The sequence below is a fragment of the Arthrobacter sp. zg-Y877 genome (assembly GCF_030373105.1).
Classification (GTDB): Bacteria; Actinomycetota; Actinomycetes; order Actinomycetales; family Micrococcaceae; genus Arthrobacter_B.
The window spans coordinates 15,517-42,511 of the sequence record NZ_JAUCPU010000008.1 but is presented as its reverse complement, the minus strand read 5'-3'; the positions used below and the strand labels follow the sequence as shown (position 1 = coordinate 42,511).

Below are 26,995 nucleotides of genomic sequence, written 5' to 3'. Positions count from 1 at the left end.
AAGGTTGTAAGACTAGACTCGCCCCCAATATGAGCAGCAGCACCATAATCAGGCCTGCAGTCTTCGTATGCCGGTCACGTAGGAACCTCCTGCGGGACGGTGGCGGCAGTTGGCATGCGGTTTCTCGGGTGCCTCAACGTGAGCCGGTGAACTCTGCAGTGCCATACTGGCGAAGTGCTCAACGATTACTGGCCTCTCGCCCAATTGAAGCTCGCAACCAAGCGTTTGGAACTCCGCGTTCCAAACGATGACGAGTTATCCGAACTGGCTCAGGTCGCGGCCATCGGTGTGCACGAGCCTGGTCAGCAGCCCTTCTTGACACCATGGACGGATCTTCCTCCTCGTGAGAGGGCACTCCACGTGATGCAGCAGCACTGGAGCCGCAGGGGCACGTGGTGTGCGGAGGATTGGGCATTGGAAATGGGCATATTTAATGCAGACCAGCCGGTAGGCATGGTCACGCTGAAGGCACGCAATTTTTCTGTACTGCGTGAGGTAAAAACCGAGTCGTGGCTTGGCCTTGAATTTCACCGGCAGGGCATTGGTACTGAGGCTCGGACAGCCTTGCTGAGTTTTGCTTTCGAGAGACTAGGAGCCGTCACCGCGCTGACCGAGGTGTTCCAGGACAACATTGGTTCGCAAGGCGTCTCGCGTAGGCTCGGCTATCGTCCCGATGGCATCTCGCGGGACGTCCTCGCCGGGCGGGTTGTAGTCTCCGACCGTCTACGCCTCGATGTTTCAGACTGGGCCACGCCCGATCCCACGGATCTGGCAGTGACCGGTCTGGCGAAAGCTCTTCCGTTCTTCAGTGCTTAGGAAAAACTCGGAGGGACGACGCCCGTAGGCGGAACCCCATGTGGGCCATACTATTGCCCATACTGAATCTGCCTTCTGCATGTGGAAGTTTGGTATCCCCTTCCCAGGTGCACGAGGGGTTGGTTGTGCCTATGTTCGTAGGCCGGTCCCTCAGCGCATTCCCTGGGCCACTTCGCCTCCTCAGACAGGGGTCGCCCGCAGCACGGTATACCGGATCGTGCAGCGCACCCCCTCAAGCAGCAGTTGACGCCTTGCGCATCCACGGGCCTGCCTGCGGCCCGGTGCCCACAAGGCGCACCCGCCAACGTGCGTCCGCGTCGCCGTCGCCGTCGCCGTCGACCACATGACTAGGCTGGGGAGATGGCAACAGTAATCCTCGTGCGGCACGGCCGCACCACAGCGAACGCCTCCGGTGTGCTGGCCGGCCGGACCCCCGGCGTCGAACTCGACCAGGTGGGCCGCGACCAGGCGGCAGCAACCGGCGACCGGCTCGCCGTCGTACCCCTCGTCGGAGTGGTGTCCAGCCCGCTCGAGCGCTGCCGCCAGACTGCACAGTTCATCCTCGACCATCAGTCCGGGACCCCGCACGCACCGGTCGACGTCGACCTCACCGAGTGCGACTACGGCTCCTGGCAGGGCCGCACGCTCGAGGAGCTCGCGAAGGAGAAGCTGTGGGCGACGGTGCAGTCGCAGCCCTCCGCCGTCACCTTTCCCGGCGGCGAGTCCATGGCCACGATGCAGGCCCGCTCGGTTGCGGCGATCCGGCGCCACGATGCAGCGTTCGAAGCCGAACACGGGCCGGGGGCCGTGTGGGTGGCGGTAAGCCACGGCGACATCATCAAGTCGGTCCTCGCCGACGCGCTCGGCATGCACCTGGACATGTTCCAGCGCATCAACGTGGGCCCGGCTTCCGTGTCGATCGTGCGCTACGGCACGGGACGTCCCACCGTCCTCGCGACCAACACCGACGCCGGGGACCTGTCCTGGCTGGCGGCCAGCACGACGTCGGACGATGCCCCGGTGGGCGGTGGCGCAGGTCACGCGGCGCCGCCCGCCCGATGAGCCTAGAGTAGTTCTATGCCTACAACCGTTCACGAGTTCGAGTGGCCCGACCGCGTCGTCGTCGGCACTGTCGGCGTCCCCGGGCAGCGCACGTTCTACCTGCAGGTGCGCACCGGGAAGCAGATTGTCAGTATCGCCCTGGAGAAGCTGCAGTCGGCCCAGCTCGCCGAGAAGATCGACGAGATCCTCGACCAGCTCATGACCGTCGAGGGCAACCCCTTCCACGTTCCCGCGAGCACTCCCCTGGAGCTCGTCGACAATGACGACCTCGAGACGGTTCAGGAACAGTTCCGTGCCGGCGTGATGAGCCTGGGCTGGGACCCGACGACGGCGCAGCTCGTCATCGAGGCCTACCCCCTCGACGACGTGGATGAGGACGACGACGGCTTCCTCGAGGACGACGACGACGAGACCGACGACGCCACTGAGGTGCTGCGCGTCAGCATGCCGGTCGGCACCGCCCGGGCCTTCGCGAAGCGCACGCGGGAAGTGGTGGGCGCCGGGCGTCCGATCTGCGTGATCTGCGGTCAGCCGATCGACGCCGACGGGCACACCTGCGAATTCCCCGAGGCCTGATGCCCGCGCCCGACCTGGGAACCGACGAGCTCACGCTCACCGGCCGCATTACGACGGCGACCAACGCCACCTTCCTGGGCAGCATCGGTGACGCGGCCGTCGTGTACAAACCGATCGCCGGCGAGAAGCCGCTGTGGGACTTTCCCGACGGGTGCCTCGCGCACCGCGAGGTGGCCGCCTATCTCGTGTCGGAGGCGTTGGGCTGGAACATCGTGCCGCGCACCTGGATGCGGGACGGGCCGCTTGGTGAGGGCATGGTCCAGCTCTGGCAGGAGACGGACCCGGAGCAGACCGCGGTGGACCTGGTGGCTGTTGATGACGTGCCGGAGACCGGGTGGAAAGAGGTCCTTCAGGGTCAGGACGAAAACGGGCGGATCGTCTCCCTTATACATGAGGACACTCCGGCGCTGCGGCGGATGGCCGTGTTCGATGTCCTGGTCAACAATGCCGACCGCAAGGGCGACCACATCCTCGCCATGGCCGGCGGGCACCGGTACGGGGTGGACCACGGACTCACCTTCCATCACGAGCACAAACTTCGCACGGTGCTGTGGGGTTGGATCGGGGACTCGTTGAGCGCCGAGGAACTCGAGGGTGTTGACCGGGTTCTCTTGGGGCTCGAGGGCGAGTTGGGCTCGCAGCTGGCGAAGTTGCTCACCGCCGAGGAGATCGCTTCACTTGCCGCGCGCTGCGCCCGGCTGCGTTCGGCCGGGGTTTTCCCGGCTCCGAGCGGCGACATGCCTGCGGTTCCCTGGCCGCTGTTCTAGATCCGTCGGCCCGCCGGACGCCAGCGCTGCACGGGAAACCAGCCCACTGTTCGAGCGCAGGAGGCCAGGCTGAACCCCGCAAGGTTACCCGAGCGACGGCCGTTCGTGCTGGAACTTTTCGAGCACTTCGTTTACCTCTACTGGATAGTTCTGGGAGGGCGGGTAGGACTTAGGAACGGCGAGCTTGATGAGTTGCGACTGGGCTGGATAGCTGACATGCCCGTGCAGCGCGAGCTGCATGAGCTGGTTGGCGTACTCGTCCGGGTTCCAGGATTGAGACCACGTAAACGCGGTGTAGCCTGGCCGCGCAGCGAGTGGATCGAAGCCCCAACGTTCAATTCGCAACTGCGCCTCGTGAGCCACGGTCTGGTCAACTCTCGCCGCCCGCTGTCGGATATGACGCAGTACCAGAAAGACGACGCCTATACCTAGGAAAAATACCAATGGAAACAGAGTCGCTGGCATAGATGCGTGAGGGCTGATGGCCTCGCAATCGGCTTCACTAAATAGGAAATTCTCGGGGTCATTGAGCTGTGCCAGGCACTGCTCGTAGGTGAAGCCGCCAGCAGGTTCACGAGATGGCAGCACGTTCGCCACGAAAATCTGCAGAGTGAAGCTGACCGCGTACAGTGCCGCGATAACCAGGCTCAAGATAGCCGCGATTCTCAAACCATTCTGCTTAAGGCGAGCAGGCTGTTTCAAGAACCGATGCTTTTCGGCGTCGGGGGTTTCTGCTTGCGCTCGTCCGATGACGCGTGCCCATGCTGCAAGCCAGGTAGCTTCCCGGTTCCGGAGGAACTGCGCGAGGCTGACTGCTCGCTCTCGCCATGCTACGAACGCGACTCCATCGGGTGTCTGACTCCACATGGCGAACTGATGGAGTTTGTCCTGCTCGTTCCTCGCGCGTTGGAGTTCAAGCTGTTCCTCGGCAGCTTGTGCGGCGCGAGCCGACTGGAATGCGGCAGCCGCCTGGAATCCAGCTCCCACCCACGCGCCCGTCGCAGCGCTTTGCGCTGCCCTTGAGGTCGCTGCGTTACTTTGGGCTGCGGATGCGGCCGAGTCGGCTGTGCTTTGTGTGTTGCGTTCGATATTGCGAACGGAATCACTGAATTTGCCCATGGTTGTCTCGTTTCATTGTCGCGATACGTGAAAGTCGCCATCAGATGAGCCGAAACGAGTTTGAGATACCGCCGCTGGCGAAGCGACTGGCGGGAGTTCCCATCTGGTCAGACAAAGCGGACTCCGCTCGTCTAATAGCCGATCCTACTAGAACATGAGCTTTCAATTAATGACATTCCTATGTCGAGTTTGCGGCAATACTGACCTATAAGCCTGTCCACGGGCCGTGTCCTCTTCATCATTCCCTGGTGCCAATTCGCAGGGCGGGATATACCCCAAACGCTGATTTCCGGGCCTAGGTCCGTTGAACAGCGACTAAAGGCTTACACGGCCGCGTAGCTCTACGTCCCACCGTCAGCACGCTTGCGGCGGGCGGGATCGGTCACGCGATGCATCAACGCGGCGGTCCCGCGGCGGCTCATCACTCGGGCGGCGCTCGCGCTGACGCGGTTTAGCGGGCCGTCGATCACGCTCGGGCCCGGGTTGCGACGGGCCAGATGAGTGAGGGCGGTGGCGACGACGTCGTCCGGCGTACGCATCCGGGCACCTGCAGTGGCATCGTCGGTGCCGACGACGGCGTTGAACTCCGTGCTGGTGGCGCCGGGCGACAGGGCGAACACGGTGACACCCGTGCCGCGGGTCTCGGCCCACAGTGACTCAGTAAAGCTCAGGACGAACGCTTTGGCCGCTCCGTAGACGGCCATCCGCGGCGTAGGCGTGTACGCGGCCATACTGGTGACATCGATTAGAAACCCTTTGCCCGCCTTCACCATGCCGGGCAGGAACGCCGCACTGATCTGGACCGGTGCACTGATGTCGACGGCGATCTCCTGGGCCAGCCGGTGGGGATCCTCCTCGACGAAGTCGCCGAATGTGCCGAAGCCGGCATTGTTGATGATCCCCGTGACTTGCAGCCCTGCCGCCGCGACCGCTGCGGTGAGGTCCTTGCCCACCGAAGGTGACCCCAGGTCCTGGGTAATCGCGGTGACGGTCACCCCGTGAGCCGCCGTGAGCTCGGCGGCGAGAGCGTCGAGGCGGTCCCGGCGCCGGGCGACTAGCACGAGGCTGGCTCGGCGGGCGGCTAACGTGCGGGCAAAGGCCGCGCCGATGCCTGATGACGCCCCAGTGATGAGGATGGTTTGATTCGGAAAGTCCAATACCGGCATGAGTGGCTCCAATGTTCCGGGTGAGTTGCTGCGACCGTATGCCTAGCTGGCACTCAGTGTCAATGAGTCATTGAGGTACGCTGAACCGGTGACCGAAGAATCGACTCTGTGGCAGCGATCGCGCCAGGCGGCCTATGCCGAAATTACGAGCACCGCCATGCGGCTGTTCCTGGACCAGGGCTTCGAGCAGACGACGATCGATCAGATCGCGACGACGGCGGGTATCTCGAGGCGCTCGTTCTTCCGGTATTTCGGCACCAAGGAAGACGTTGTGCTGGGCGGCTTGGCGCAGCAGGGCGAGCTCATGCGGGATGCACTGGAAAATGTTCCCCTGACAGTCGAGCCGTGGGAAGCACTGCGGCAGGCGCTGCACGCGGTGGATGCCCTCGCCGTCGAGCCGGGCGTCACGTTAAAGATCGCGAAGATGATGTACGGCACGCCGTCCCTCCGGGCGCGCAGCATCGAGAAGCACCTGCACTGGCAGTCGCTGCTGGTGCCCAACATTCGGCGACGCCTAGGGCTCGCCGAAGACGACGCAACCGACCCCGCGCCCGCCGCCATTGTCGCAAGTGCGATTACCTGCCTGGATGTGGCCGGCGAGCTGTGGACCAGCGGCGACGGCACGGAAGATCTGGGCGTGCTCTACGACCGCGCGGTCGCAGCGGTGCGTTCGGGCGCATAGGCAGTGCGTTCAGCGAGCCGCCCAGCTGAGCCAGGCAAGTTGGAACCTGGAACTTGGGTGGCCTTGTCCGTAGGCAGAAGACAATTCCCCCTACAGAGCTAGAACGCGGACGCTTGTAAGGATCTACACCAGCGCACTAATCTCGACCTACGTGGGACCAGCCACAGCCGCATTTTGTTCCAAAGCGGCTCGAATCCTGTCCCGGTTCCGCCAGTAGGCAGCTTGCCCGTCACCGTCAAATTCGGGCACTCGGATTATCGACGGATATCCCATTGCGGGAAGTGCCAAATCGCGAAGTGCGTCGTAGTACGCGCGCTGTCTCTGCCGACCACCAAGGCCAAAAGCAACCGCAGGCTTGGTACGGCGGTAGCCATCTGATCGGGCAGCCCAGAGCAGACAAAGCTCGCGGTACTCCGCCAGATTCATGCCTTCCAGATAGTCGGCGGGGTACATCTCCAAGGTCTTCAAGCGGAAGCTCGTGAAGTGCTGGGACTCGTCGACCTCGATCACTGTTCTTGTCGGTTCGTGAATCAGATCGCCAGGCAGCGCTATCGATCGCTTGCCTGCCTGCTCCGCAGCGTCCCCTCCCAGCGCCAGGAAAATCTCATGAAGCAGGAGCTTCGCTGCGCCTGCCCTCGCTGGCAGTCCGAAGTGTCCTTGCTGGTTAATCCAGGGCAGCTTATACCGGTTCAGCTTTACACCGTCCTGCATGGCAGCTTCCTGAAACGCCCGCTCACAATCCCCAACAGCCATGATTGCAGCCTACAGGCCCGTGCTGCCGGTTTAGTTGCTAATCCAAATCAGTTTCAGCCTTTAAGCCTTTAAGGTGTTCTGGCGGCCGGCAACCCCAAAACGGTAGTCGGCCGATGGGCGTCCGCCGGCACAGGGCGGACCACGGGCTGTCCTTCTTCATCGAGTACAAGCTGCCAATCAGCCCATGCACGTGAAGACGTCAAAAGCAGCTGGCGCCTTAGCCTGGGCGAGGTCGATGAGCTCGCGGGTTGCCCGCGAGCCGTCGGCAGCGCATAGGTGGACTGCGTCGCTTCGATCGTCGTTCATACGGACAGCACTTACCGCTCCGCCGCCATGGAGACGAGCGCCGCCCTTCGTACTCGAAATGGGAGGGGCAATGCACCCTCGAGGTCGTGGGCAAAAGTGTCGCCTATTTCCATTTCTGCCCAAGGCCGGGCTCCCCCGCAAACGCCATTCAACCTCCTGTTCCCGGCTACTTGCGGGACGGGCTTTCATAACCAAATTGGAGGTCGGTCACCGACGTAGGGGATACTTACGGACAATAGTTGATAAGTCGTCATCGGGGGGTCCTATGGAACTTGAAGAAAACGCCGTCGTTGTTCCACTCGTTCCGATGGAAAAGGAGCCAAGCACCGAGACGATGCTCCGAATGCTGATGAATCGAGAGGCGCTGCTCCTTAGCCGCACCGCAAAGCCCGCAGAAAGCATAACGACGGGTATGATTGCGCAAACCTCGGGAGCGTTCGCGAAGGCGATCAGTCAATCGTTTGGACAAGCTGGCCGCGCTGCATCAACTGAGGGCCTATATCGAGTCATCCTCCCGACCGGATCGGTGGTAAGAGATCTCGTCCCGGCCGTTGGTGGTGGATTTAGGGGAATCGCTCGAGCGGCCGGGTCAACAAAGATCGCCGGACACGTACGCCTCATACCGGCGGCAGCGGGTACTGGTGCCGCCGTTGCTGCCGGGCCGCTCATTGCGACCGTGGGTCTTGCCGTGGCCGGTGAGATGTTGGCGCAACATCAGATGCACAAGAAGCTAGACGCGATCAAGAACGCCATGACCGGGATTCAGGTCCGCATGGATGAGCAAGAGCGTTCGGTATTAATAACTGCAGAACAACAAGCTCGAAAGGTTGCCGGATACCTGTTGGATCAGGCGCACATACCATCTATTTCGTCTGCTGCTCATGCATTTGGCGATCTCGACACCCTAACGAATACATACATTAATCGCCTCGATCGATGGCTGGAAATCGCCAACAAACACCAGGGATCGGACCGGGTATACGCACCGGATCTTATGAAGGCCCTCGTCGACAAACGTGACAACCCGGCACTGGAATTCGAGCAGATGGTAGCCAAGACTTATCAGGCACTTGCGCTCAGGGCACGAGTGGTCGTACTTGAGAAAATTGCAGCTGAGTTCTTGAACGGGGATCGCTCGCTTCCTCATGTCGAGAATGTCCTTCGGGACGAGCTTTCAGTACTCGCGGACAGGCAGTCCCAACTTGTGGGTCTCCTTGATGACCTCAATGTTCTGCAGATCGATTCGAGCAAGGTACCAATTGCGTTCGCAGGTAAGGGCACTATCGGGGCTCGCACCAGCTTCGGACGTCTTGCGCGAGCACTTCACGCTGCTCCGGACAGCTTGCCCCTTTTGACTGAGTCTGATCAAACTGTCCTGGAACTTTCCCCTACAACAGAGGGATTGGCCGTCATCGCGCCGAACGAGAAATAGGAACGACCGAGAACAAACATCAAAGTCGGCCGAAACGCTATGTCCGCATAGCCCAACGGGCGGACCCGACGAAGTGGTGGCCGGGATGAGCGTGTGGCGCCCGTCACGAATTCCCTGGAACCGTCCTGCGAGCCGCAGGTAAACCGGCGATTCACCCCGTAGAGTCACGCCATGATCAATGCGGATGCGCCCCTGCCAGAAGACCTCTTCGCCGCTCTTCCCGGGGAGGACGCCGTCATGAGCCATGCCATCGCTGTCAACTGTGACCGATGGCAGGACGCTCTCCGCACGCGCGGTTTGCCGCTGCTGCAAGGTGCACTGGCAGGCCAGGGCGTCACGAGAGTTTCCCGTGCCGATGTATTCGGGTTCGGCAGCCGTGAGATCACCCCGTCGAACGCCTTCCAGCTTCTCTACTATTCTCTCGCCTGGGGCCTTGGCAGCAGCGCCCCACGCCTGCATCAGCGCCTGAACGCCCTCGCTGCCCATCAGGACAGAGCCGGAGAACTGCTGGTCGAGGCATGGCAAGCGGTGAGGAACGGCGAGTCTGCACAGAACGTCTACGGCGTACTGACCACAAACAGGGGCGCCGGACGCATTCCATGGTTTGGACCGGCTTTCTCCACCAAGTTCCTCTACTTCGCCCAAGGCCAGGAAACCCCACCGCGCTACCTCATCCTCGATCAGGTAGTTGCCCACAATCTATCGGATGTCTGGCCCGACCCTCCAAAGACTGCATGGTTCCCGGACACCTACGCCCGCTACTGTGCCGTGGCCGGCTCCTGGGCCGAGCAGGCCATGGAACGCTTAGACGGTGCACGTAAAGTCCGTCCCGATGAAATTGAGTTCGTTCTCTTCAAGCGCAGGTAGCGTGCTGTGGGGCCGGATCGGGATGAGGTGAGTGGCGAAGTGCCGCCGATTCCCTCGCCGCCGTTCTATTCACCTTTCCTACTTAACGGGTTCCCCGAAGTACAGAACTGTTCCTTTGACCTCATTACGTGTCGCGAACTGGCCTCCTGGAATAGCAGCACTTGGTACCTGGATAGCGAAACGGCCGGTAGTTTCAACCCCCGTCTTGCCGATGATGTCGGGCTGTCCGGTCCAATCCTCTTCCATTGCGACGGCTGAGTTGTCGTTCCACGTGTCGTAAATCCGTCCGTCGCTGCCGATGAATACCGGCACAACAGATGCTGCTGGATGCATAGGTTCTCCAGCATCCGCACTTGGAAGGTTCTCATTTACCACCGACGTCATGCGGCCGAGCACGTAGTCCCAACCGTCCTTGACCTCGTTATAGGGGTTCTCGGCGAGGATCAGCGCCGCTCCCCCGGTCGTTACCGGCTCAGTCACAGTCACATCCCAGGTGCTCTTGGCAGAAGAGGTAGCTAGCGTTCCGAAATCGAATGGACGGGATGCTGTGCCATCCTGCTTAGGGGCGGAGGCCGGCGTGGTCGACGCTGAAGGCTCCACAACCGCTTTGTCCTGTGACGCAGGACCCGTGTCACCACAGCCGGTGACCACCATGGCGCTGAGTGCGGCAACGACAACAATCTTCAAATACTTCAAGGGTCCTCCGGTAACGTGCGATGTGAACAGGTTTCACTATCGGCCGTTTACATGAGGATGTGAGGTGCCTGCTTCGCTGTCTGCGGTGGCGGCTACCCAGTCACCGGGCCGTGCGCACCAGATAATCCAGAGCTCGACACGCTCGCCATCCGGTCCATATAGCAAAGACACCGGCGCCTACAGCTGCAACGGCGGCGAAGACTGCTAGCGGCGACGGCTGCCCCACGAGTCCGGCGTTCGGCTCAATCCCGACTGTGAAAGCGGCAAATAGTGTGCAGCCGATGGATACAAGCCACAGCACAAGCGTGGCGGCGAACATTCCGGCAACCGGGTGCGGACGCTTCATTTATGTCCCCCTGAAAATAACAATCGGCCCAGCCTGACCCACCGCTCAAACGCTTCCGGACAGGCCGCTATGACAATTTATAGGGCGCTCGGTGAAATCATTTCGTGCCTGCTGAGCCTGGCCGCCGATAGCCATTCCCCCGGCTCAGGCTCAGGCTCAGGCTCAGAGCAGCTGCCGCGCGTTGGCTCGGGCCAGATCGATGAGCTCACGGCCGTTCCCGGCAAGCACCGTGCGCATCGCGTAGACCGCAAAGCCCGTGGCCTGCTTCGCGTCGATCTTCGGCGGCATGGACAGCTCCTGCCGCTCCACCGCGACCGAGACGAGCGCGGGGCCGTCGTACGCGAACGCACGGCGCAGGGCGCCCTCAAGGTCCTCCGGGCGCGTGACGCTCTCGCCGTGCATCCCCACCGCCTGCGCAACCGCACCGAAGTCCGGGTTCTCGAGCCCGGTGCCGAAGTTGACGATGCCCGCCGCCTTCATCTCCACCTCGACAAAACTGAGCGCCGCGTTGTCGAACACCACGATCTTGATCGGAAGCCGATGCTGCACCACCGTGAGCAGCTCACCGAGCATCATCGCGAGGCCGCCGTCACCGGCGAGGACCACCACCTGCCGGTTCCGATCCACCGCCTGGGCGCCCATACCGAGCGGGGTCGCCGCCGCCATGGTGCCGTGCCAGAAGGAGCCGATCAGGCGCCGTCGCGGGCCGATCCGCAGGTGACGTGACGCCCAGATGACGGGAGTGCCGACGTCGGGCAGGAAGACCGCGTCGTCGGCCGCGAGCTTGTCGATGAGGTGGGCGAGGTGCTGCGGATGGATGGTGCCCGGGCCCTGCTTCTCGAGGTCGTCGAGCTGCGCGCGGGTACGGCGGTAGTGGTCAAGCGACTTCTCGAGGTGGGTGCGGTTCGACTTGCGCTCGAGCAGCGGCAGCAGCGCCGCCGACGTCTCCCGCACGCCGCCGACCATGCCCTGGGTGAGCGGCACGCGGCGGCCGAGCTGCTCGCCGCGGATGTCGATCTGCAGGATCTTCGCCTTCTTCGGATAGAACTGCTGGTACGGGAAGTCGGTGCCGAGCATCAGCAGCGCGTCGCAGTCCTCCATCGCCCGGTATCCCGACGCGAAGCCGAGGAGCCCGGTCATGCCGACGTCGAACGGGTTGTCGTGCTCGATGACCTCCTTGCCGCGGAGGGCATGCACGATCGGCGCGCCCAGCGCGTCGGCGAGGGCGAGGACCTCCTCGCGTGCCCCCTCGACGCCGGCGCCCGCGAGGATCGTGACCTTCCCGCAGGAGTTCAGCGTGGTGGCTGCCTCCTGCAGCTCCGCCGGGGAGGGCACGGTGACCGGGTCGGTGCGGCGGACCGTGAAGACGCGCTCGTCCACGGCGTCTTCCAGCGCGGTGTCGCCGGCCATCACGAGCACGGCGACGCCCCGCTTCTCGATGGCCGTCCGCATGGCGATCTCCAGCAGCCGCGGCATCTGCTCAGGGCTCAGCACCATCTCGCAGAAGACCGTGCAGTCGCGGAACAGTTCGGTGGGCCGGGTCTCCTGGAAGTACTGGCTGCCGATCTCGTCGCTCGGGATGTGCGAGGCGATTGCGAGCACGGGAACTCGGCTGCGGTGTGCGTCGTAGAGCCCGTTGATGAGGTGCATGTTTCCGGGGCCGCAGCTGCCCGCGCACACCGCGAGCTCGCCGGTCAGCGCCGCCTCCCCGGCGGCCGCGAACGCAGCCTCCTCCTCGTGCCGGGTGAGCATCCACTCGATGCCCTTCTCCCGGCGGATCGCCTCGGTCACCGCGTTCAGGGAGTCGCCGGGTACTCCCCAGATCCGCTGGATCCCATTGGCGGCGAGGTTGTGGACAACGGTCTCGGCGATCGTGGGCATGCTGCTCCTCTGTTCGGCGCGCTCGGATGGCCGCCAGTCTAGGCGGCCGGATCGGGCTGTGCCAGAGGTGGGGTGGGAGTGTTGTTGGGATCACGCCGGCGTTTCAGGAAAGCACCGGACCAGGATCCTGCGAGTCCGATGACTAGGGAAAGAGCAACGACTAATTCTCCGGAGTGCCGGCAGTTTCCGCTCATCCGGGAAAGCAACGCAAAACCGGCCCTCCCGATTCCGCAGGTGACTACATCGAGAGCAGCAATGAGTTTTGATGATCGAGGAGACCGTGCAGCTCCTGCAGGAGCAAGAGCGACAGCCTGGAGGGAACATTTCCAACGGCTGTCGTCGCCTAGCTCGCACTTGTGAACCCATTCCTCAGTTGTGTCGTCTACGCCTTTGGTCATTTTCGCGATCACGTCTGCCTACATGACCTCCGATCAGGCCCAAGAGTGTGTTTTTGCCCCGCAAGCGCCTGGTGCTGCGCCCGGACAGCGTTCTTCGCCTGAGCGGTTCCCAGCCCGTAAGCCAGCCCCCCTAGAACCCAAGCGCATGCGGATCCCGTCACGAGTCTTTAAAATGTTCACGCGCATCCGCTGAAGCGCCTGCCGATGGATTGTCCATCGTGCAACCAACTTCCCTTCGCCCAATCGCTCAAATACTCCATGGGATGCCCTCTAACCCCTGAGCAATCGAAGGCCTGCAGCTGTAAAGCTCAGGGGCGTCTCGTCCGGGCAAGGCGACGGATTGGCGTATTGGCGGCCAGTGAGCCGCTACTCTGCATTAAGACCTACATATCTGAATCCCAGGAAGTTCGACAAAGATGCCTCAACGAAGCACAGGGAATCCCCACCTCATACGTGATTGCATTCTGGCAATAATGGCTAGCGCCATAGTCGTCGGAATACTCAGTTATCTTTTAGCTAGTTGGTATCTGGGCACATGGAACCCCTTTGAGAATGGGCAAGATCTACCTTGGGAGGCTCTGGGAAGGCTTGCCATCCCGCTGACAGCCCTGCTCGCTGCGATTGTAGGGGCGGTGATAGCTGGGCACGGCCAATCAGCAAAGCTCAGGGAACTAAAAAATGCCGAGGATGCCAATGTCACGGCCAGGTTCACCAGTTCACTGGACCAGCTTGCGAGCGACAACGAAAATGTTCGGATAGGTGGAATTTACGCGCTGGAGCGGATCGGGCACGATTCCGAGCGCGACCGGAAGACAATTGTCTCGATCCTCCGGACAAACTTGTTCCGCCCAGACCCGCTTCCTTCCTTCGGCATCAGTGTTACCAGCAGTACCTCAGGTCCTCCTCCTAACCACCGGCTAACAGAAGAAGTGAAGAAGGCCCTAGGGATAGCGCTTATGCGCCTTCGTAGACCGGATGAGCGTGACGAGCTAGAGAGCTACTTGATTCAGGACCTGAACATCGAGGGGGCGGACCTTGGAGGCGCGTACCTCGCAAAGAGACATTTCACAAAAGTTTTTCTAGCGGAAACCAGCTTCCGTGGAAGCGACTGTCGCAAGGCTAACTTTTTCAAAGCCATTGCCTTCCGGGCAGATTTCAGCAGGGCTTTACTGCAAGGCTCCATATTTCATTACACCGAACTGATTGAAGCCAACTTCCGGTTTGCCAACCTTAGAAACGCGGATTTTGCGGGAGCAGACCTGCAGGGTGTTGATCTCAGAGGAGCAAATATCCGTGACGCGAAGCTAACTGTTGAGCAGCTTCAATCACTTCAAAAGCCACTGAACAAATGGCAGGCTCGGGCTCGAGGCGTTGAGATCGTGAATCCCTCGGCCTGGGAGACGCTTGCCAAATCGTCTGAAGAAAAACAGGAGGCGTAGGCCCACACGGAGTTACGTCTCCTCGGTAACGGCACGGATGTACCGAGGGCTTGCCACTCCCTCAGGAGTACTTCTCCATAACGGCCGCCTGTCGGCAGTGATCGGTCTGCTCACTTAACTCAAACGGTAGCGGCTAGTCACCGTGCGCTAGCCACAGCTCCCATGCAGGTCCAATATCTGGCCGGCTTACGCCCTCCGTGCGATGCCTACATGAAATGGTGTCATGTAACTCGTAAGATGCCCTATAGGAGCGAAACAGCGCGTCGCTTCAACATCCCACTTGGGCCCTGCGCGCTGTTGGAGATTGGGAATGTGTGCGGCGACAACCGAGAAATCGACTGCAGGACGATACCGCTGCACCAAGACTGGCGAGCCTGGGCCCCCGCTATTCGGAAAAAGACCATGGCGTGTACTTCAATATCCTCAAGCGGGCCATCAACAAGCAGCCCGAGATCCGAAATATAGCTCTAGCTGGCACATATGGCACAGGCAAGAGCAGCATTCTGAAAAAAGTAGGCGAGGAGTATAACAGCCGGGTCATAGAGGTATCGCTCCTCACGCTCGGGACAGAGCCAGACGCCACCACGGATTCACAAGAGAGCAACCCCGCGGCCACGACTACGACCAACCGCATCCAAAAGGAGATCGTTAAACAACTTCTCTATCAGCAGCGCCCCACCGATGCCCCAGCATCTCGATTCCGGAGGATTGTTCGGTTTCGATGGGGAATTGAGATCGGATTAGCCGCCGGTGCAGGCTTAATAGCAGCCGTGCTTGCATTTATTGCAGGCCTCGATATGGCATTCGGTCCTTCCTTAGGACTTACGTTAGTTGAACGTCCACGATTCGTCGCAGTAACCGCACTTTATCTGACGCTAGCCCTAGCTGCCGGCAGTGCACTGCTAGTGGTTCGGGCTCTGATCCGTGGCCGCCTCCGTCTAGAAAGTGTTACGGCTGGGCCCGCAACAATTACGCTCCCCCCACGCTCCACTAGCTATTTTGATGAGTATCTTGACGAAATCATATACTTTTTTGAAATGAACCCCGCACGCAACATCGTGATTATTGAGGATCTCGACAGATTTGACGATCCAAAAATTTTTGAGGCGCTCCGTTCCCTCAATGGCCTACTCAACGCAGCGCGACAGCTTCAAAATCAAAACATCAGATTTATTTACGCGCTCCGGGATAGCGTCTTTGAGAAACTCGGACGGGATAACACAGGGAATATTGGCGATGAAGCCCGTGGTGAGCTAGTTCGCGCCAATAGGACGAAGTTCTTCGAACTGGTCATCCCAGTAGTACCCTTCATTACCCATAAGAATGCGCGGGATCTAATGCATTCTCTGCTAACGGAGCGGGGCCATGAGATTTCCAAGGACTTGATCGATTTAGCCGCTCGCCACGTCGCTGACATGCGGCTTATTCATAACATTGTTAATGAATACGAGGTTTTCAAGTTCCGCTTGCTCGACGTTGATAGGCCAGTCCCCGGCCTCGACGCTGAACGTTTATTTGCAATGATCTTATTCAAGAACACACACCTTGGCGACTTTGAGCGAATTCGGCACGCCGAGAGTTCTCTCGATGTCCTATGGGAACTCTGGAGGGCCCTGGTGAATCAGAACTTGGAAAGGATCCGAACTGATTCACAGCAGCGACGCGCGTACATCGCGGACCGCCACGGTGCATCAATGTATGCAGAAAATCTGGCCGCTGAACTCCGTAAGAGGATAAACGCCTTAGCAGTAGCCCCGGGCTCCGGATTCGCGGGTCCAACACTCTATATGGATGGCGGCAAAGTAGACACCGCGCAAATGCAGTCGGTCGAATTTTGGCAGACCTTTATTCAAGAGCAGAAGAGCCTGACGGCCATAGTGCTATCGAACACGGGCGGCTATGGCAGTAAACAACACATGCAGTTATCTAAAAGCACCATAGAAGCCCTTGTGGGTATTCCCATTGATGGGCACCATTTTGTAGAAAACGAAGTGCTGTCAGATCAAAGTAAATTGGACATAAACAGTATGGACCTTACATTCCTGCAACGACACACGTGGAAGGAGCTTGCTGAAGCGACGAAGTTCAAATATATGGGTAAGTCCGACGGCGTGGACCGAAGCTTTCGCGAATGGGTCGAATATTTGCTGCCGTCACGTCTCGCAGTGGATCTCGTCGTGAATGGCTACATAAACTCGCACTTCTCACTGCATGTTTCGTCATTTTACGGGCAGCTAATTCGCCCTGACGCCATGGTCTATGTCCTACGATGCGTGGACCAGGGCAGACCAGATCCTGATTACAGCCTCGAACCTGACGATGTCGAGGCAATACTCCGCGATCAGGGCACGTCTGTGTTAGTTGAACCGAGCATGTTCAACATCGGGGTTCTGAATCACCTGCTCGAGACTCGCCCAAATGACGCGACTATTGTTATCCGAAACCTGCTTGACTCCTCGTATAATCCAGATTTTATAAATAATTATCTGGGCACGGGGAGCGCCAAGGCGCAACTCGTCGAGCAGCTCACACCAGTTATGCCGGGTGTGTTCAGTTATCTCGCTAACGCCAGCGAGCTGGAAGCTGAGGAACGGATACGGCTCGTCGCCGTAGCTATCATGCACCGTTCATCTCGAGTCCAATACGAAAAGTCCGACGCACTACGTCAGCTGATCGAGCGTGAGTACCGGCCTCTTCTGTCATTTGTGCCTTCGGAGAATGCTCAAGCAGCGGGCGCCGCGGTTGCTTTCATTTCTTGGACGGGGGCAGTCCTAGCGGATGTTTCTGATCTCACAGACGAAATTTTGACCGCTTTTAGAGGGAGTCGTGCATACGCCCTGACGGCCGAAAACCTCGAAGAGGTCGTCGACTCGCGCGACATCTCCCTGGATACACTGCACGGACTGCACGAGGAAGCTTTTCTCTACGCCACGGCTTCGATTGATGCCTATTTAGGGGCGTACAACGACTCCCCAGGCACTCCCTTCACCATTAATTTGCCAAGCTTGTTCGCCGAAGTCCTAAACGCATCGGCGACTTGGAACCGTGAAGATTTCGAAGGAGTCATCGTTGGTTCGAGCCCCGAGTGCCGTGTCGAGTCTTTGGCCGACGTTCCTTCTGCAGCTTGGCCTGCCCTCGTCCGGACCCAACGTGCTCCGATGACGTTCAAGAATGTCGCGGCGTACAGCAGCACTTTTGAGCACATCGATTCAGACATCGCGGTGTCGCTGGGGGCTGTCACAGAAATCGGTTCTGCAGATTCTCAGGATCAAGCGGCCCGGTCCTCGCTCGCTCTGGGCATACTTAACGCCCCAACAAACGTCCTTTCGGCGGAACAAAGGGTGAAACTCACAGAATCGCTCGACGTTGGTGAGTTTGATGTGAACGGCATTCGACCTATGCCCGGGCGTCTCATAGGTGATTTGATTGCTGCCGGGCTGGTTGCGGACGACAAGGACGCATTCGCGTCTCGACTGATGCTCGATTGGGAAACACAGCTTCACACGATCCGCATGTCGCAGAACTTTCTCAATTTTGCCTCGCCCGACACCCTCCAGCCGCAATACCTGGTTTCCCTATTTAGAAGCGAAGAACTCGGGCCAGCCCATGCGGCGATTGCTGGGGCGCTGCATTCCTACACAGACGTTCCTCGGGCCGCGCTTGAGGCAGCCGCAAAGCGAGCCGTTGAGGGAGCGTTCACTATTGACGCAGCCTGGATCGACATGATGAGAAAGGGTGGGGTGGGAGTTACGGTCGTCATCGATCTTCTGGCAGTGGCGGATGGAGACGTCACCCTGACAGAATTGCGCGCCATTCTTCGTGCGCTCGGCGCCCCATGGGCGAAGATCGCGGACCGAGGATACGGCGTGCATGAGGTCCTGGATTCTCCCGCGGCGAAGTCCGTACTTGAGAGGTTAAAGGCAGCCGAGATCGTTTCCAAATTCCCTCTTGAGGGTTCAGTTCGGCGCGTTAGTCTGCGCAGACCCCGAGATTCGTCACGCCTCTCCTAGACCGCGTCCCAGGGCTTTCAGTCCCCCGATACCCCAATACAGCTCCCGCCCTCCCACCCGGCTAAAATCGAGGAGGCCCGTCTCTCCTCACCGCACGGCCGGAAAGCGCAGAATGTCCTTCATCGAGAACGCCGTTGCCCGCTGGGCCGAACTGCAGCGGCTCCAGGCGGCCCCCGGCTGGAAACTGACCAACGCCAACGCCTGGGTCCCGGCGCTCTTCCGGGAGGCCTTTACCCGCACCCGGCCGCGCCTTCCGCTGGACGATTTCCATGCCATGACGGACTCCTTCCTAGCCCGCCTCCGGATGGACGGAGTGCAGCTGCGTGAGGACTGGACCGGACGGAACTACGCCGATGACTGGGTGGCCCGCCGCTTCCTCGCCCGGCCCCGCGCGGACGGGAAGTTCGTCTACGAGCTCACCGAATCCTCCGCCCGCTTCCTCTCCTACCTGGACGCCTACACCAGCGACAAAACCTCCCTGAACTCCTCCCGCCTGGCCACCCTGCTGGACCGGGTGGAAAACCTGGCCCAGGAATCCAACCCGGACCCGGCCGCCCGCATCGCCGTCCTTAAAGAAGAGGTCGCCCGCCGCGAGGAAATGATCCGCGCCCTGGAATCCGGCGAGGCTCCCCCACCCCTGCCGGACGACACCGCCGTCGAAGCCGCCCGCGACATCCTCGACCTGGCCGCCGCCCTGCCCGCCGACTTCAAACGCATGCGTGACGGTCTGGAAAAGATGCTCCATGACCTCCGCCAGGAAATGGTGGAATCCAACGCCGCCAAGGGCCTGACCATGGGCGAAATCCTCGAAGCGGACAAGAAGCTGCGCAGCACCGCTGAAGGCCGCACCTATGAGGGCTTCACCGCCTTCCTGAACGACGCCGACCAGCAGGCCCGCTTCCGTGCCGCCATCGCGGAGGTCCTGGAACGGGACTTCGCCGACGACATGAGCCCCGAAGACCGGCAGAGCCTCTACCGGCTGATCAGCGACATGCGCGACCAGGCCACCGAAATCCACCGGATCTACGGCCGGCTCTCTGAATCCATGCACACCTATGTGCAGAGCGACGAGTACCGCGAATCCGTCCAGCTGCGCCAGCTCATCCGCGCCGCCGAAACCGCCATCCACAAGGCTCCGCGCGGACGCCGCCGCGCCGCCGTCGTCCCCGCACCGCAGCTGCACGGCTCGGGCTTCGAATCCCTCAGCATGGTCCGGGTCTACAACCCCGAAGACCACGCCGCCCCGCGCACCCTGCCCGCACCGCCGCAGTTCACCGAGGCGGACATCCACCGCTCGGTACGCACCCCGCGCGCCGACCGGAGGGTACTGGCCGACGCCGTCTCCCGCGCGACGGCGGACCACGCCAGTGCCACCGTGGCCCAGGTGTTCGAGCAGCTGCCGCCCGAACACCGGCACCTGAACAGCATCCGGGCCCTGCTCGCCGGCGGCTCAGCCGCCGACTCTGCTGCCAAGCAACACCTTGAATCCGTCACCTTTACCCAGATCGACGGCAGCGAGCGCACCGCGCTGCTGCCCGCCGTCGCCGTCGCGAAAGCAACCGAAAAATGAGCGAGACCACCGCAACAGCAGCCCCGGAGGACTTCGATCCGGAGCTGGAAGACGACCAGGACCAGCAGGAAACCCCCCGCGACCTCCTCGTCGACGGCCCGGAACTGTTCCCCGGCGACACCGGCGCCCTGCCGCTGAAACTGCGCCAGGCCCTCATCCGGCTGCTGCGCGGCCCGTACCTGGACGCCAACTCCTCGGACAACGTGTACGAGACCGTGGTGGACAACCAGGAACAGCTGCGCGTGCGGCTGAGCGAACTGTTCCTCACCCTGGTCATTGACGAGGACCGCAAGGTCGCCCTGCTGCGCCCGGTGGAAATGGCCGAACCGCACACCTCCGCCCTGCAGCGCCAGCGCGAAATGACCCGCGAGGAAACCCTGCTGCTGCTGCGCATGCGCCTCATCCTGGACCGCCACACCGGCACCGGGAACGACGCGACCATCGCCCGGCAGGACATCGTCGAGGTGCTCGAGGGCTACGTGGATCCGGGCCAGCGCGACGCCAAGTCCATCGAGGACACCGCCGACGCCGCCATCCGCAAGCTCGTGCAGGAACGCCGGCTGCTGCTCCCCACCGAACTGGACAACGTCTGGGTCATCTCCAACGCCCTGCCGCTGGCCCTGCCCTACAGCCAGATCGGCGACATCATCACCTTTATGCAGACCCTCGGCGGCGGGGACGACGACGCCGCGCCCGCCCTGGACCTGGCCGGCACCGACACTGAACCCGCCACGAACGACGGCGAGGAGCCGGCATGAGCATCGAAAACACCCTCCCCATGGGGGACCTGATCAACCCCGGCCAGAACCGGCTCGCCTCCGTGCAGATCGTGAACTGGGGCACCTTCGACGGCGCGCACACCATCACCGTGGACCGCGCCGGCACCCTACTCACCGGCGACTCCGGCGTCGGCAAATCCACCATCTTCGACGCCATGCTCCAGGTGATGGACGCCCGCCCGCGGATGAACGAGGCCGCGCAGAACAACGCCGGCACCAACGCCGAGGAAAAACGCAACGCGTTCTCCTACATGCGCGGACGCCTCGGCACGCAGGGGACCGACGACGGCGCGGGCACCGCCTACCAGCGTCCCGGCGCCACCTGGTCCGCCGTCTGCCTGACGTTCGACAATGGGCTGGGGCAGATCACCAGCCTCTCCGTGGTCATGGACCTGCCCGCCACCGGCACCGAGCACAACCTGGGCCGCTACTACCTGGTGCACAACCTGCCGCTGGACATCGAGGCCCTGCAGGCCGGCATGCGCGGCCGCTTCACCAAGGGCAGCCTCGAATCCCTGCTGCCCGGTGCGTCCGTGTTCGATTCGCACAAGATGTTCGCCGAACGTTACCGGCATGCCCTGGGTGTGGAGGACGAGAAGGCCTTCAACCTGCTGCGCATCCTGCAGACCGGCAAGGGCCTGGGCGGAACGGTCAACGACTTCTTCCGCAACAACGTGCTGGACACCCCGCGCACCCTCACCGCCGCCGAAGAGGCCGTGGAGGACTTCAGCCACCTGCGCAGCATCCGCCGCCAGCTCGAACGCGCCCGGCAGCAGCGCGACCACCTGCAGAACGTGCCCGAACTGCACACCCGCTACCGCGCAGCGGCCGACGCTCTGGCACACAACCGCGCCCTAGCTAAGGAAGGCCTGCCCGCCTACCGCCAGCGCCTGGCCCTGGAAGGTGCGCAGCGCACCGCCGAGAAACTGGAAGCCGCCGCCGCGGAAGCCCGCTCCGCGCTCTCCGCCGCCGAAACCCGCCGGGCCACGCTGAAGGACCAGCGCGATGCGCTCAGCACCCGCTACACCGAAGAGGGCGGTGGAGCCATCGCCACCCTCGAACGGGAACTCGCCGCCGCCGCCGCGCAGCTGCGCTCCCGGGAAACCGTGGAGAACGCCGCCAAGGACGAGCTTGCCGCCGCCGGGATCGACGTCGACTTCTCCCCCGCCGGGCTGGTCACCGCCCGCAGCCGCGCCACGGACCTGGTGAAATCCCTCGGCACCGAGTTGGATGCCGCCCGCGAGCGCAGCAGCAACGCCCACGGCGAGGCCTGGTCCCTCAAGGGCCAGATCGCGAAGCTGGAAAACGAGATCGGCTCCTTCCGGCGCCGCAAATCCAACATCCGCCAGGACTCCCTGGACCAGCGGACCCGGATCTGCGCCGCCACCGGCATCGACGAAGCGGACATGCCCTTCGCCGGCGAACTGATCGACCTGCCCAACGAGCACGCACAGTGGCGTCCGGCCGCCGAGCGCACCCTGCGTTCCCTCGCCACCGCCCTGCTGGTGCCCGGCGAACACATGACCGCCGTGACCCGCTACCTCAGCGAGAATGACATGCACGGCTACGTCCGCTGCATCGACGTCTCCGTGCCGGTGGATGGACCCACCGAACCCGGTCCCGATGACCTGATCACCAAGCTCATCACCCAAGACTCGGAGATGGGCCGCTGGGTGGCCCGGAAGATCACCGCGCACTACGACTTCGTGTGCGTCGAGGACCCGGCCGGGCTGGCCGACGTCGCCAAGGGCGTCAGCCTCGGCGGCGCGGTCAAGCGCAACCGCAGCACCACCGAAAAGGACGACCGGCACACCAAGGCCTCGGACAACGTCCTGGGCTTTGACAACAAGGACACCGTCGCGGCCCTCGGCAACGAACTGCTGGCCCTGCGCAACGTGTTCGAGGAAGCGGACACCCTCTCCCGGCAGCACGCCCAGGAACAGGACGAACTCGTCCGCCGCCTCTCCGCCGTCCGCACCATCGCCGCCGACCGGCGGACCTGGGAGGAACTCTCCGCCGACGCCGCACGGGCCGCCGTCGCCGCCGCCAATGACCGGCTGGAATCCGCCCGGGACGCCAACGCCGACCTGGAGCAGATCCGCTTCGAACTCGACACCGCCGAACTGGACCTCACCGCAGCCACGGAAAAGGTCGGTGTGCTCAAGGGCGACGCCGCTCGGCTCGACACCGACCTGGCCGCCGCCGTCGAACGCCGCACCGCACTCTCCGCCAAGGCACCCGAAGCCCTGTCCGAGGGCCTGCGCTCCGCACTGGCCGAGCTGTTCGAACCGTTCGGGGAGCTGACCGACCCGGCCCGCCTGAAGGAGGCCGCCGGCGAGGTGGAACGCTCCCTGATCACCGAACAGGGCCGGCTGGAAAAGACCCTGCTGGAAACCCGCGCGAAGCTGGAACGCACGTTCGAGACGTTCAGCGACAAGTGGGGGTCGGACTTCGGCACGTCGGTGGAATCCGCCGGCGCGTACGAGGACCGCTTCGAGGACATCATTTCCGAGGGCCTGCCGCAGCGCGAGGCCGAGTTCCGCGAATACTTCAACAACCGCACCTACGAACGCTTCAGCGACCTGCTGCAGCTGCTCGATGAGGAACGCCGCAGTATCTCCTCGCGTCTGCTGCCGCTGAACTCGGTGCTCCGCCGGGTGGAGTACTCCGCCGGCAGCCATCTGGAGATCGACGTCGCCACCACCGTGCCGGACGCCGCACACAAGTTCCGCACGGAACTGAAGAACGCGCTGCCGATGATGGGTTCGCGGCAGGATAAGGCGGACATGGACGCCCGGTACGCTGCGCTGGAGTCCCTGGTGGACCGGCTGAAGGATCCGGACGAGAAGCGCTGGCGGGCCGAAGTGCTGGATGTCCGCTCGCACGTGACCATCACATGCACCCACCGCCTCGCCAGCGGGCACACCTTCACCAACCTGCAGGCGTCGCTGATGTCCGGCGGCGAGGGCCAGCGGTTCACCGCGTTCATCATGGCCTCGGCGCTGGCCTACCAGCTGGGCATTGTGTCCCAGGGCTTCAGCACGTACGGCACCGTGATGATGGATGAGGCGTTTGTGAAGTCGTCGCTGTCCTTTGCCGAGGCGAGCATCAACGCGCTGCACGAGTTCGGCTTCCAGCTGCTGCTCGCGGCGCCGGAGGACAAGGTGGACCTCTCCCGCTTCCTGGGCTCGGTCACGGAAATCCTGCGCGACGACGTCACCAACCGTTCCGGCGTGATGGAACGGGCCATGGGCAACTCCCGGTCCGTGGATATCCTGCTGCGCTAGGAAAGGTTCCGGTATGAGACAACAAGTGATCGTGGCCCTGGCCGCAGGCGTCGTGTGTATTTTGCTGGGAACGTTCGGACCGTTCGAAACCATCGCCGGCATCCTGTGGCTGGTGGCGCTGCTTTTGTTCGGGGCGGCGGCCGTTGGTGCCGTGACCAGGTCGCGGCACATCCGCCGTCGTCCGGATTCCGGGCGTCGGCCCGGGGAGTAACCTGCCGGCCGTGTTCTGCTGCGCTGGCGGGGAAGCCCGAACAGGCCGACACTGGGGAAGGTGAGCGTTCATTCTCCGCAGTTCATTGAATCCTGGCGGCGCCAGCTGATCGGCACGTTCAGTAACAACGCCGCCGAGGTTCCGCAGTGGGAGCTGGAGCTGGCTCGCGGGTCCGACGTCGGTCACTTCGGTCCGGATTCCGCCGTCTGGGCGGTGCACGGGTCCATGACGCCGATCATTGCCGGCATCCGCGCGCTGCTGCTCCAGGCACTGCATCCCGGCGCGATGGCCGGGGTGCATGACTTCTCCGACTATAAGGAGGATCCGCTGGGCCGGCTTGCGGGGACCATCCGGTGGATCTTCACCGTCACCTACGGGGATACGACGACGGCGCGCGCCGGTTCGGGCTGGGTGATGCGGCTGCATCAAAAGGTCCACGGCACCTATCTGGATGCCGACGGCGAGGTGCAGCCCTATTCAGCCAATGATCCCGAGATTGCCCGCTGGGTCCATTTGGCGTTCACCGACGCGTTCCTTTCCTCGCATCAGCAGTTCGGCGGGCCTATTCCGGGCGGTCCGGATGCCTATGTCGCGGAATGGGCGGTGGCCGGGGAGCTGATGGGCATTCCGGATCCGCCGCGCTCTGAGTCAGAGCTGCGGAAGCAGATGGCCGCCTATGATTCCCAGCTGCGCAGCAGCGAGTACGTGCGAGAGGCACTGTCCTTCCTGAAGCGTCCACCGCTGCCGGCCAGCCAACGGCTCGGGTACCGGGTGCTGTTTGCCGGGGCGGTGGCCAGCCTGGAACCGCGGCACCGGGAACTGCTCGGCCTGCGCGCACCGCATCTGGGTCCGGTACCGGTACCGATGACGTTTCCCGTGAAACTTGTATTGGGTGTTATCCGTCTGGGACTCGGCCCGCAGGGACCCAGCGAACGTTCCGCCCGCGAGCGCATTGCACGGCTTTCCGCCGCGGGGTAGCCGGCGGCAGCGTCCGCCCGGTGGGGGGGGAGGCCTGCACGGCCGACGTCGACCAGGCCGCCGTCGCGCTCGCTACAGGGCCGCCCCTCATGCTGCGATTTCCAATCGCCCCCAGCAGGCCGGAGGGCGCCTTCGGAGCCCCTGATTTGTCGTTTGTGCACCAAGTAATTGCGCTCAAAAGACAGGTATTTCTGATTTCCAGGAGCCCCCGTTTTCGGCCTGTTTTTAGCCCCGAAATGTCAGTGCCGGATGAAATCCTGAGGTATGGATCAGCTCGGGAACACCGAACGGATAACCGAAGAGCCAGGCAGTGAACACCAGCAGCCGGAAGGGCAGGCTGGTGGTGCCGAGCGGCCACTCCCGCCCTGCACCGTGTCGGTTTACCGGGCGGAACTTGCCGCTCCCGACAACGACGCCGAGATCACACCTGCAGAACCTGTCTCCGATTACCCGGACGGTTTCACCGGCACACTGGCCCTGCAGAACCTCGAAGCCTTCGATGAGCAAACCGTTGGCGACGCCCTGTCCCGGATGGCTCATTTGATCTCTTGGGCGCAGGCCCAGCAGGCCCGTCTGATGCACCGGATGAAGGAGATCTTCCGGGATGACTTTCATGCCGCGTCGGGACAGCTCGAACCCGGCATGGCGTTCAGTCTCGCGTCTTCTGAATGCGCCGCGGTCCTGAGCGTTCCGCAGGTTACCGCCCAGCGGATGATGTTCGAAGCGGGCAGCCTGTGCAGCACCCATGCCTCTACCCTGGCCGGGTTGGAAGACGGGCGCTTGTCGTACCAGCATGCGCAGGTGGTGCTGGAGCAGTGTGAGAACGTTCCCGCTGCGGTGCTCCCGGAGTTCGAGGTGGACCTGCTGAAGGCTGCAGAGGGCAAAACCCGGGCCCAGTTCGCCTGCAAGGCCCGCCGGCTGCGGGAGAAGCGGTATCCGGACACGGTGGCCAAACGGCATGTCACCGCGTTCGACAAGCGCAAAGTGACTCTGGACCGGGAAGAGGACGGCATGTCCTGCCTGTCTGCGTATCTGCGTGCCGAAGAGGCCCAACAGATCTACACCACGCTGAGCACCGCAGCACGGGGTGAGCATGCTGGCGGGGATTCCCGGACCACGGATCAGCTGCGGGCCGACATCCTGGCACAGCTGTTGATGGGCGGTCTCGACCCGACACTGGTCAGTGCAAAGACCGATACGCGCAAACCCGACAGCGACGACGCCGGCATGGTGCCGCGGGCGGAAATCATGGTGTTGATCAACGCCGAAACCCTTTGCGGCGCCGATGACCAGCCCGCGGAACTGCACGGCTACGGACCCATCAGCGCCGACGCCGCCCGCAGGCTGGCCCGAAACGCCGCCAGCTGGACCGGGCTGGCGCAGGACCCGCGGACAGGGGAAATCCTGGGCGTCGGGCGGCGAAGAAAAGTCCCCGCAGGACTGGCCCGCTGGCTACGGGCTCGCGACGGGACCTGTCGGTTCCCCGGCTGCCGAGTCAGTACCGCGGTTACCGAGATTGACCACACCACCGACTGGGCAAAGGGTGGACCCACAGACCACGGGAATCTGGCGCACCTGTGCCGCCGGCACCACCGCTTCAAGACCCTCGGTTACTGGAAGGCCTGCCAACCCACACCTGGTGTGATCGAGTGGACCTCCCCCACCGGACGCGTCTACCGGACGGAGCCCTTCCTGGAACTGGGGCATCCGAAACCACCGCGCCCGTCCCCGGATCCACCGCACCCATCCGCGGATCCACCAATCGAACATCAGCAGACGGAACCCAGGCAGGAGTCGGCACCACCGTTCTAGGCAGGCCCCGGTCCTCGCCGGGGCAACCGCTCACCGCGGTTG

Annotated in this window: 22 protein-coding genes; 15 read left to right on the top strand and 7 right to left on the bottom strand. The window is 62.6% G+C overall.

Annotated elements, in window-relative coordinates:
• The first annotated feature begins 174 nt into the window (after positions 1-174).
• Positions 175-816, top strand: coding sequence for a GNAT family N-acetyltransferase (locus tag QNO03_RS13850; protein WP_289603742.1), 642 nt, complete (start codon positions 175-177; stop codon positions 814-816).
• 232 nt (positions 817-1,048) lie between these two features.
• On the opposite strand, the gene QNO03_RS13845 is transcribed toward QNO03_RS13850, so the two are convergent.
• Positions 1,049-1,183: a hypothetical protein gene (locus QNO03_RS13845; RefSeq protein WP_289603741.1), complete on the bottom strand. Its 135-nt coding sequence runs from the start codon at positions 1,181-1,183 to the stop codon at positions 1,049-1,051.
• Between QNO03_RS13845 and QNO03_RS13840 the strand changes: the two genes are divergently transcribed.
• Genes QNO03_RS13840 through QNO03_RS13830 form a run of 3 tightly spaced genes read left to right on the top strand, consistent with a single transcriptional unit; the run spans position 1,177 to position 3,221 of the window.
• Positions 1,177-1,878 (top strand): histidine phosphatase family protein, encoded by a 702-nt coding sequence (locus QNO03_RS13840; protein WP_289603740.1) that lies wholly within the window; start codon positions 1,177-1,179, stop codon positions 1,876-1,878. The two genes, QNO03_RS13845 and QNO03_RS13840, sit on opposite strands and share 7 nt — an antisense overlap.
• A 15-nt stretch (positions 1,879-1,893) precedes the next feature.
• Entirely contained in the window at positions 1,894-2,454 is a 561-nt protein-coding gene (locus QNO03_RS13835; RefSeq protein WP_289603739.1) for a DUF3090 family protein, read from the top strand.
• Positions 2,454-3,221, top strand: a complete 768-nt coding sequence (locus QNO03_RS13830; protein WP_289603738.1) for an SCO1664 family protein — start codon at positions 2,454-2,456, stop codon at positions 3,219-3,221. The genes QNO03_RS13835 and QNO03_RS13830 overlap by 1 nt, the downstream gene beginning before the upstream one ends.
• 84 nt (positions 3,222-3,305) lie before the next feature.
• Here the strand turns inward: QNO03_RS13830 and QNO03_RS13825 are convergent, their stop codons facing one another.
• Together QNO03_RS13825 and QNO03_RS13820 are read right to left on the bottom strand one after the other, a co-directional pair.
• Positions 3,306-4,340 carry a hypothetical protein gene (locus tag QNO03_RS13825; RefSeq protein ID WP_289603737.1) on the bottom strand — a complete coding sequence of 345 codons (1,035 nt, stop codon included), beginning with the start codon at positions 4,338-4,340 and terminating at the stop codon, positions 3,306-3,308.
• A 341-nt stretch (positions 4,341-4,681) separates the two neighbouring features.
• Entirely contained in the window at positions 4,682-5,506 is an 825-nt protein-coding gene (locus tag QNO03_RS13820) for an SDR family NAD(P)-dependent oxidoreductase (protein ID WP_289603736.1), read from the bottom strand.
• Between the two features lie 88 nt (positions 5,507-5,594).
• On the opposite strand from QNO03_RS13820, the gene QNO03_RS13815 reads away from it, so the two are divergent.
• Positions 5,595-6,188, top strand: a complete 594-nt coding sequence (locus tag QNO03_RS13815; protein WP_289603735.1) for a TetR/AcrR family transcriptional regulator — start codon at positions 5,595-5,597, stop codon at positions 6,186-6,188.
• A gap of 147 nt (positions 6,189-6,335) precedes the next feature.
• Here QNO03_RS13815 and QNO03_RS13810 read toward each other — a convergent pair whose 3' ends face one another.
• Together QNO03_RS13810 and QNO03_RS13805 are read right to left on the bottom strand one after the other, a co-directional pair.
• Positions 6,336-6,941 carry a DUF7255 family protein gene (locus QNO03_RS13810; protein WP_289603734.1) on the bottom strand — a complete coding sequence of 202 codons (606 nt, stop codon included), beginning with the start codon at positions 6,939-6,941 and terminating at the stop codon, positions 6,336-6,338.
• Between the two features lie 177 nt (positions 6,942-7,118).
• A complete protein-coding gene (locus QNO03_RS13805; protein WP_289603733.1) occupies positions 7,119-7,247 on the bottom strand; it encodes a hypothetical protein in 129 nt (42 codons plus the stop codon).
• A gap of 265 nt (positions 7,248-7,512) precedes the next feature.
• Here QNO03_RS13805 and QNO03_RS13800 point away from each other — a divergent pair, with 265 nt between their 5' ends.
• Together QNO03_RS13800 and QNO03_RS13795 are read left to right on the top strand one after the other, a co-directional pair.
• Positions 7,513-8,679, top strand: coding sequence for a hypothetical protein (locus tag QNO03_RS13800; RefSeq protein WP_289603732.1), 1,167 nt, complete (start codon positions 7,513-7,515; stop codon positions 8,677-8,679).
• Between the two features lie 171 nt (positions 8,680-8,850).
• Positions 8,851-9,546 carry an 8-oxoguanine DNA glycosylase OGG fold protein gene (locus QNO03_RS13795; RefSeq protein ID WP_289603731.1) on the top strand — a complete coding sequence of 232 codons (696 nt, stop codon included), beginning with the start codon at positions 8,851-8,853 and terminating at the stop codon, positions 9,544-9,546.
• A gap of 78 nt (positions 9,547-9,624) precedes the next feature.
• Here QNO03_RS13795 and QNO03_RS13790 read toward each other — a convergent pair whose 3' ends face one another.
• Positions 9,625-10,242, bottom strand: coding sequence for a hypothetical protein (locus tag QNO03_RS13790; RefSeq protein WP_289603730.1), 618 nt, complete (start codon positions 10,240-10,242; stop codon positions 9,625-9,627).
• Between the two features lie 508 nt (positions 10,243-10,750).
• A complete protein-coding gene (gene poxB / locus QNO03_RS13785) occupies positions 10,751-12,469 on the bottom strand; it encodes a ubiquinone-dependent pyruvate dehydrogenase (RefSeq protein ID WP_289603729.1) in 1,719 nt (572 codons plus the stop codon).
• Positions 12,470-13,340: 871 nt separating this feature from the next.
• On the opposite strand from poxB, the gene QNO03_RS13780 reads away from it, so the two are divergent.
• The 8 genes from QNO03_RS13780 (at position 13,341) to QNO03_RS13745 (ending at position 26,953) form a co-directional block, all read left to right on the top strand.
• Positions 13,341-14,306: a pentapeptide repeat-containing protein gene (locus QNO03_RS13780; RefSeq protein ID WP_289603728.1), complete on the top strand. Its 966-nt coding sequence runs from the start codon at positions 13,341-13,343 to the stop codon at positions 14,304-14,306.
• Between the two features lie 407 nt (positions 14,307-14,713).
• Complete coding sequence (locus QNO03_RS13775) at positions 14,714-18,316, top strand: YobI family P-loop NTPase (RefSeq protein ID WP_289603727.1); 3,603 nt, start codon at positions 14,714-14,716, stop codon at positions 18,314-18,316.
• Between the two features lie 112 nt (positions 18,317-18,428).
• Positions 18,429-19,886, top strand: coding sequence for a DUF3375 domain-containing protein (locus tag QNO03_RS13770; protein WP_289603726.1), 1,458 nt, complete (start codon positions 18,429-18,431; stop codon positions 19,884-19,886).
• A complete protein-coding gene (locus QNO03_RS13765) occupies positions 19,883-20,644 on the top strand; it encodes a DUF4194 domain-containing protein (RefSeq protein ID WP_289603725.1) in 762 nt (253 codons plus the stop codon). The genes QNO03_RS13770 and QNO03_RS13765 overlap by 4 nt, the downstream gene beginning before the upstream one ends.
• Positions 20,641-23,952 (top strand): ATP-binding protein, encoded by a 3,312-nt coding sequence (locus QNO03_RS13760; protein WP_289603724.1) that lies wholly within the window; start codon positions 20,641-20,643, stop codon positions 23,950-23,952. Before QNO03_RS13765 ends, QNO03_RS13760 begins: the two co-directional genes overlap by 4 nt.
• Positions 23,953-23,965: 13 nt before the next feature.
• Positions 23,966-24,163 (top strand): hypothetical protein, encoded by a 198-nt coding sequence (locus QNO03_RS13755; protein WP_229951334.1) that lies wholly within the window; start codon positions 23,966-23,968, stop codon positions 24,161-24,163.
• Positions 24,164-24,223: 60 nt separating this feature from the next.
• Positions 24,224-25,141 carry an oxygenase MpaB family protein gene (locus tag QNO03_RS13750; protein WP_289603723.1) on the top strand — a complete coding sequence of 306 codons (918 nt, stop codon included), beginning with the start codon at positions 24,224-24,226 and terminating at the stop codon, positions 25,139-25,141.
• Positions 25,142-25,513: 372 nt separating this feature from the next.
• Positions 25,514-26,953, top strand: a complete 1,440-nt coding sequence (locus tag QNO03_RS13745; RefSeq protein ID WP_289603722.1) for an HNH endonuclease signature motif containing protein — start codon at positions 25,514-25,516, stop codon at positions 26,951-26,953.
• Positions 26,954-26,995: the final 42 nt, after the last annotated feature.

Coding starts and splice junctions, on each gene's coding strand:
- QNO03_RS13835 (WP_289603739.1), top strand. CDS start 1,894: ATGCCTACAACCGTTCACGAGTTCGAGTGGCCCGACCGCGTCGTCGTC.
- QNO03_RS13795 (WP_289603731.1), top strand. CDS start 8,851: ATGATCAATGCGGATGCGCCCCTGCCAGAAGACCTCTTCGCCGCTCTT.
- QNO03_RS13755 (WP_229951334.1), top strand. CDS start 23,966: ATGAGACAACAAGTGATCGTGGCCCTGGCCGCAGGCGTCGTGTGTATT.
- QNO03_RS13780 (WP_289603728.1), top strand. CDS start 13,341: ATGGCTAGCGCCATAGTCGTCGGAATACTCAGTTATCTTTTAGCTAGT.
- QNO03_RS13840 (WP_289603740.1), top strand. CDS start 1,177: ATGGCAACAGTAATCCTCGTGCGGCACGGCCGCACCACAGCGAACGCC.
- poxB (WP_289603729.1), bottom strand. CDS start 12,469: ATGCCCACGATCGCCGAGACCGTTGTCCACAACCTCGCCGCCAATGGG.
- QNO03_RS13805 (WP_289603733.1), bottom strand. CDS start 7,247: ATGAACGACGATCGAAGCGACGCAGTCCACCTATGCGCTGCCGACGGC.
- QNO03_RS13820 (WP_289603736.1), bottom strand. CDS start 5,506: ATGCCGGTATTGGACTTTCCGAATCAAACCATCCTCATCACTGGGGCG.
- QNO03_RS13760 (WP_289603724.1), top strand. CDS start 20,641: ATGAGCATCGAAAACACCCTCCCCATGGGGGACCTGATCAACCCCGGC.
- QNO03_RS13830 (WP_289603738.1), top strand. CDS start 2,454: ATGCCCGCGCCCGACCTGGGAACCGACGAGCTCACGCTCACCGGCCGC.
- QNO03_RS13770 (WP_289603726.1), top strand. CDS start 18,429: ATGTCCTTCATCGAGAACGCCGTTGCCCGCTGGGCCGAACTGCAGCGG.
- QNO03_RS13810 (WP_289603734.1), bottom strand. CDS start 6,941: ATGGCTGTTGGGGATTGTGAGCGGGCGTTTCAGGAAGCTGCCATGCAG.
- QNO03_RS13765 (WP_289603725.1), top strand. CDS start 19,883: ATGAGCGAGACCACCGCAACAGCAGCCCCGGAGGACTTCGATCCGGAG.
- QNO03_RS13800 (WP_289603732.1), top strand. CDS start 7,513: ATGGAACTTGAAGAAAACGCCGTCGTTGTTCCACTCGTTCCGATGGAA.
- QNO03_RS13825 (WP_289603737.1), bottom strand. CDS start 4,340: ATGGGCAAATTCAGTGATTCCGTTCGCAATATCGAACGCAACACACAA.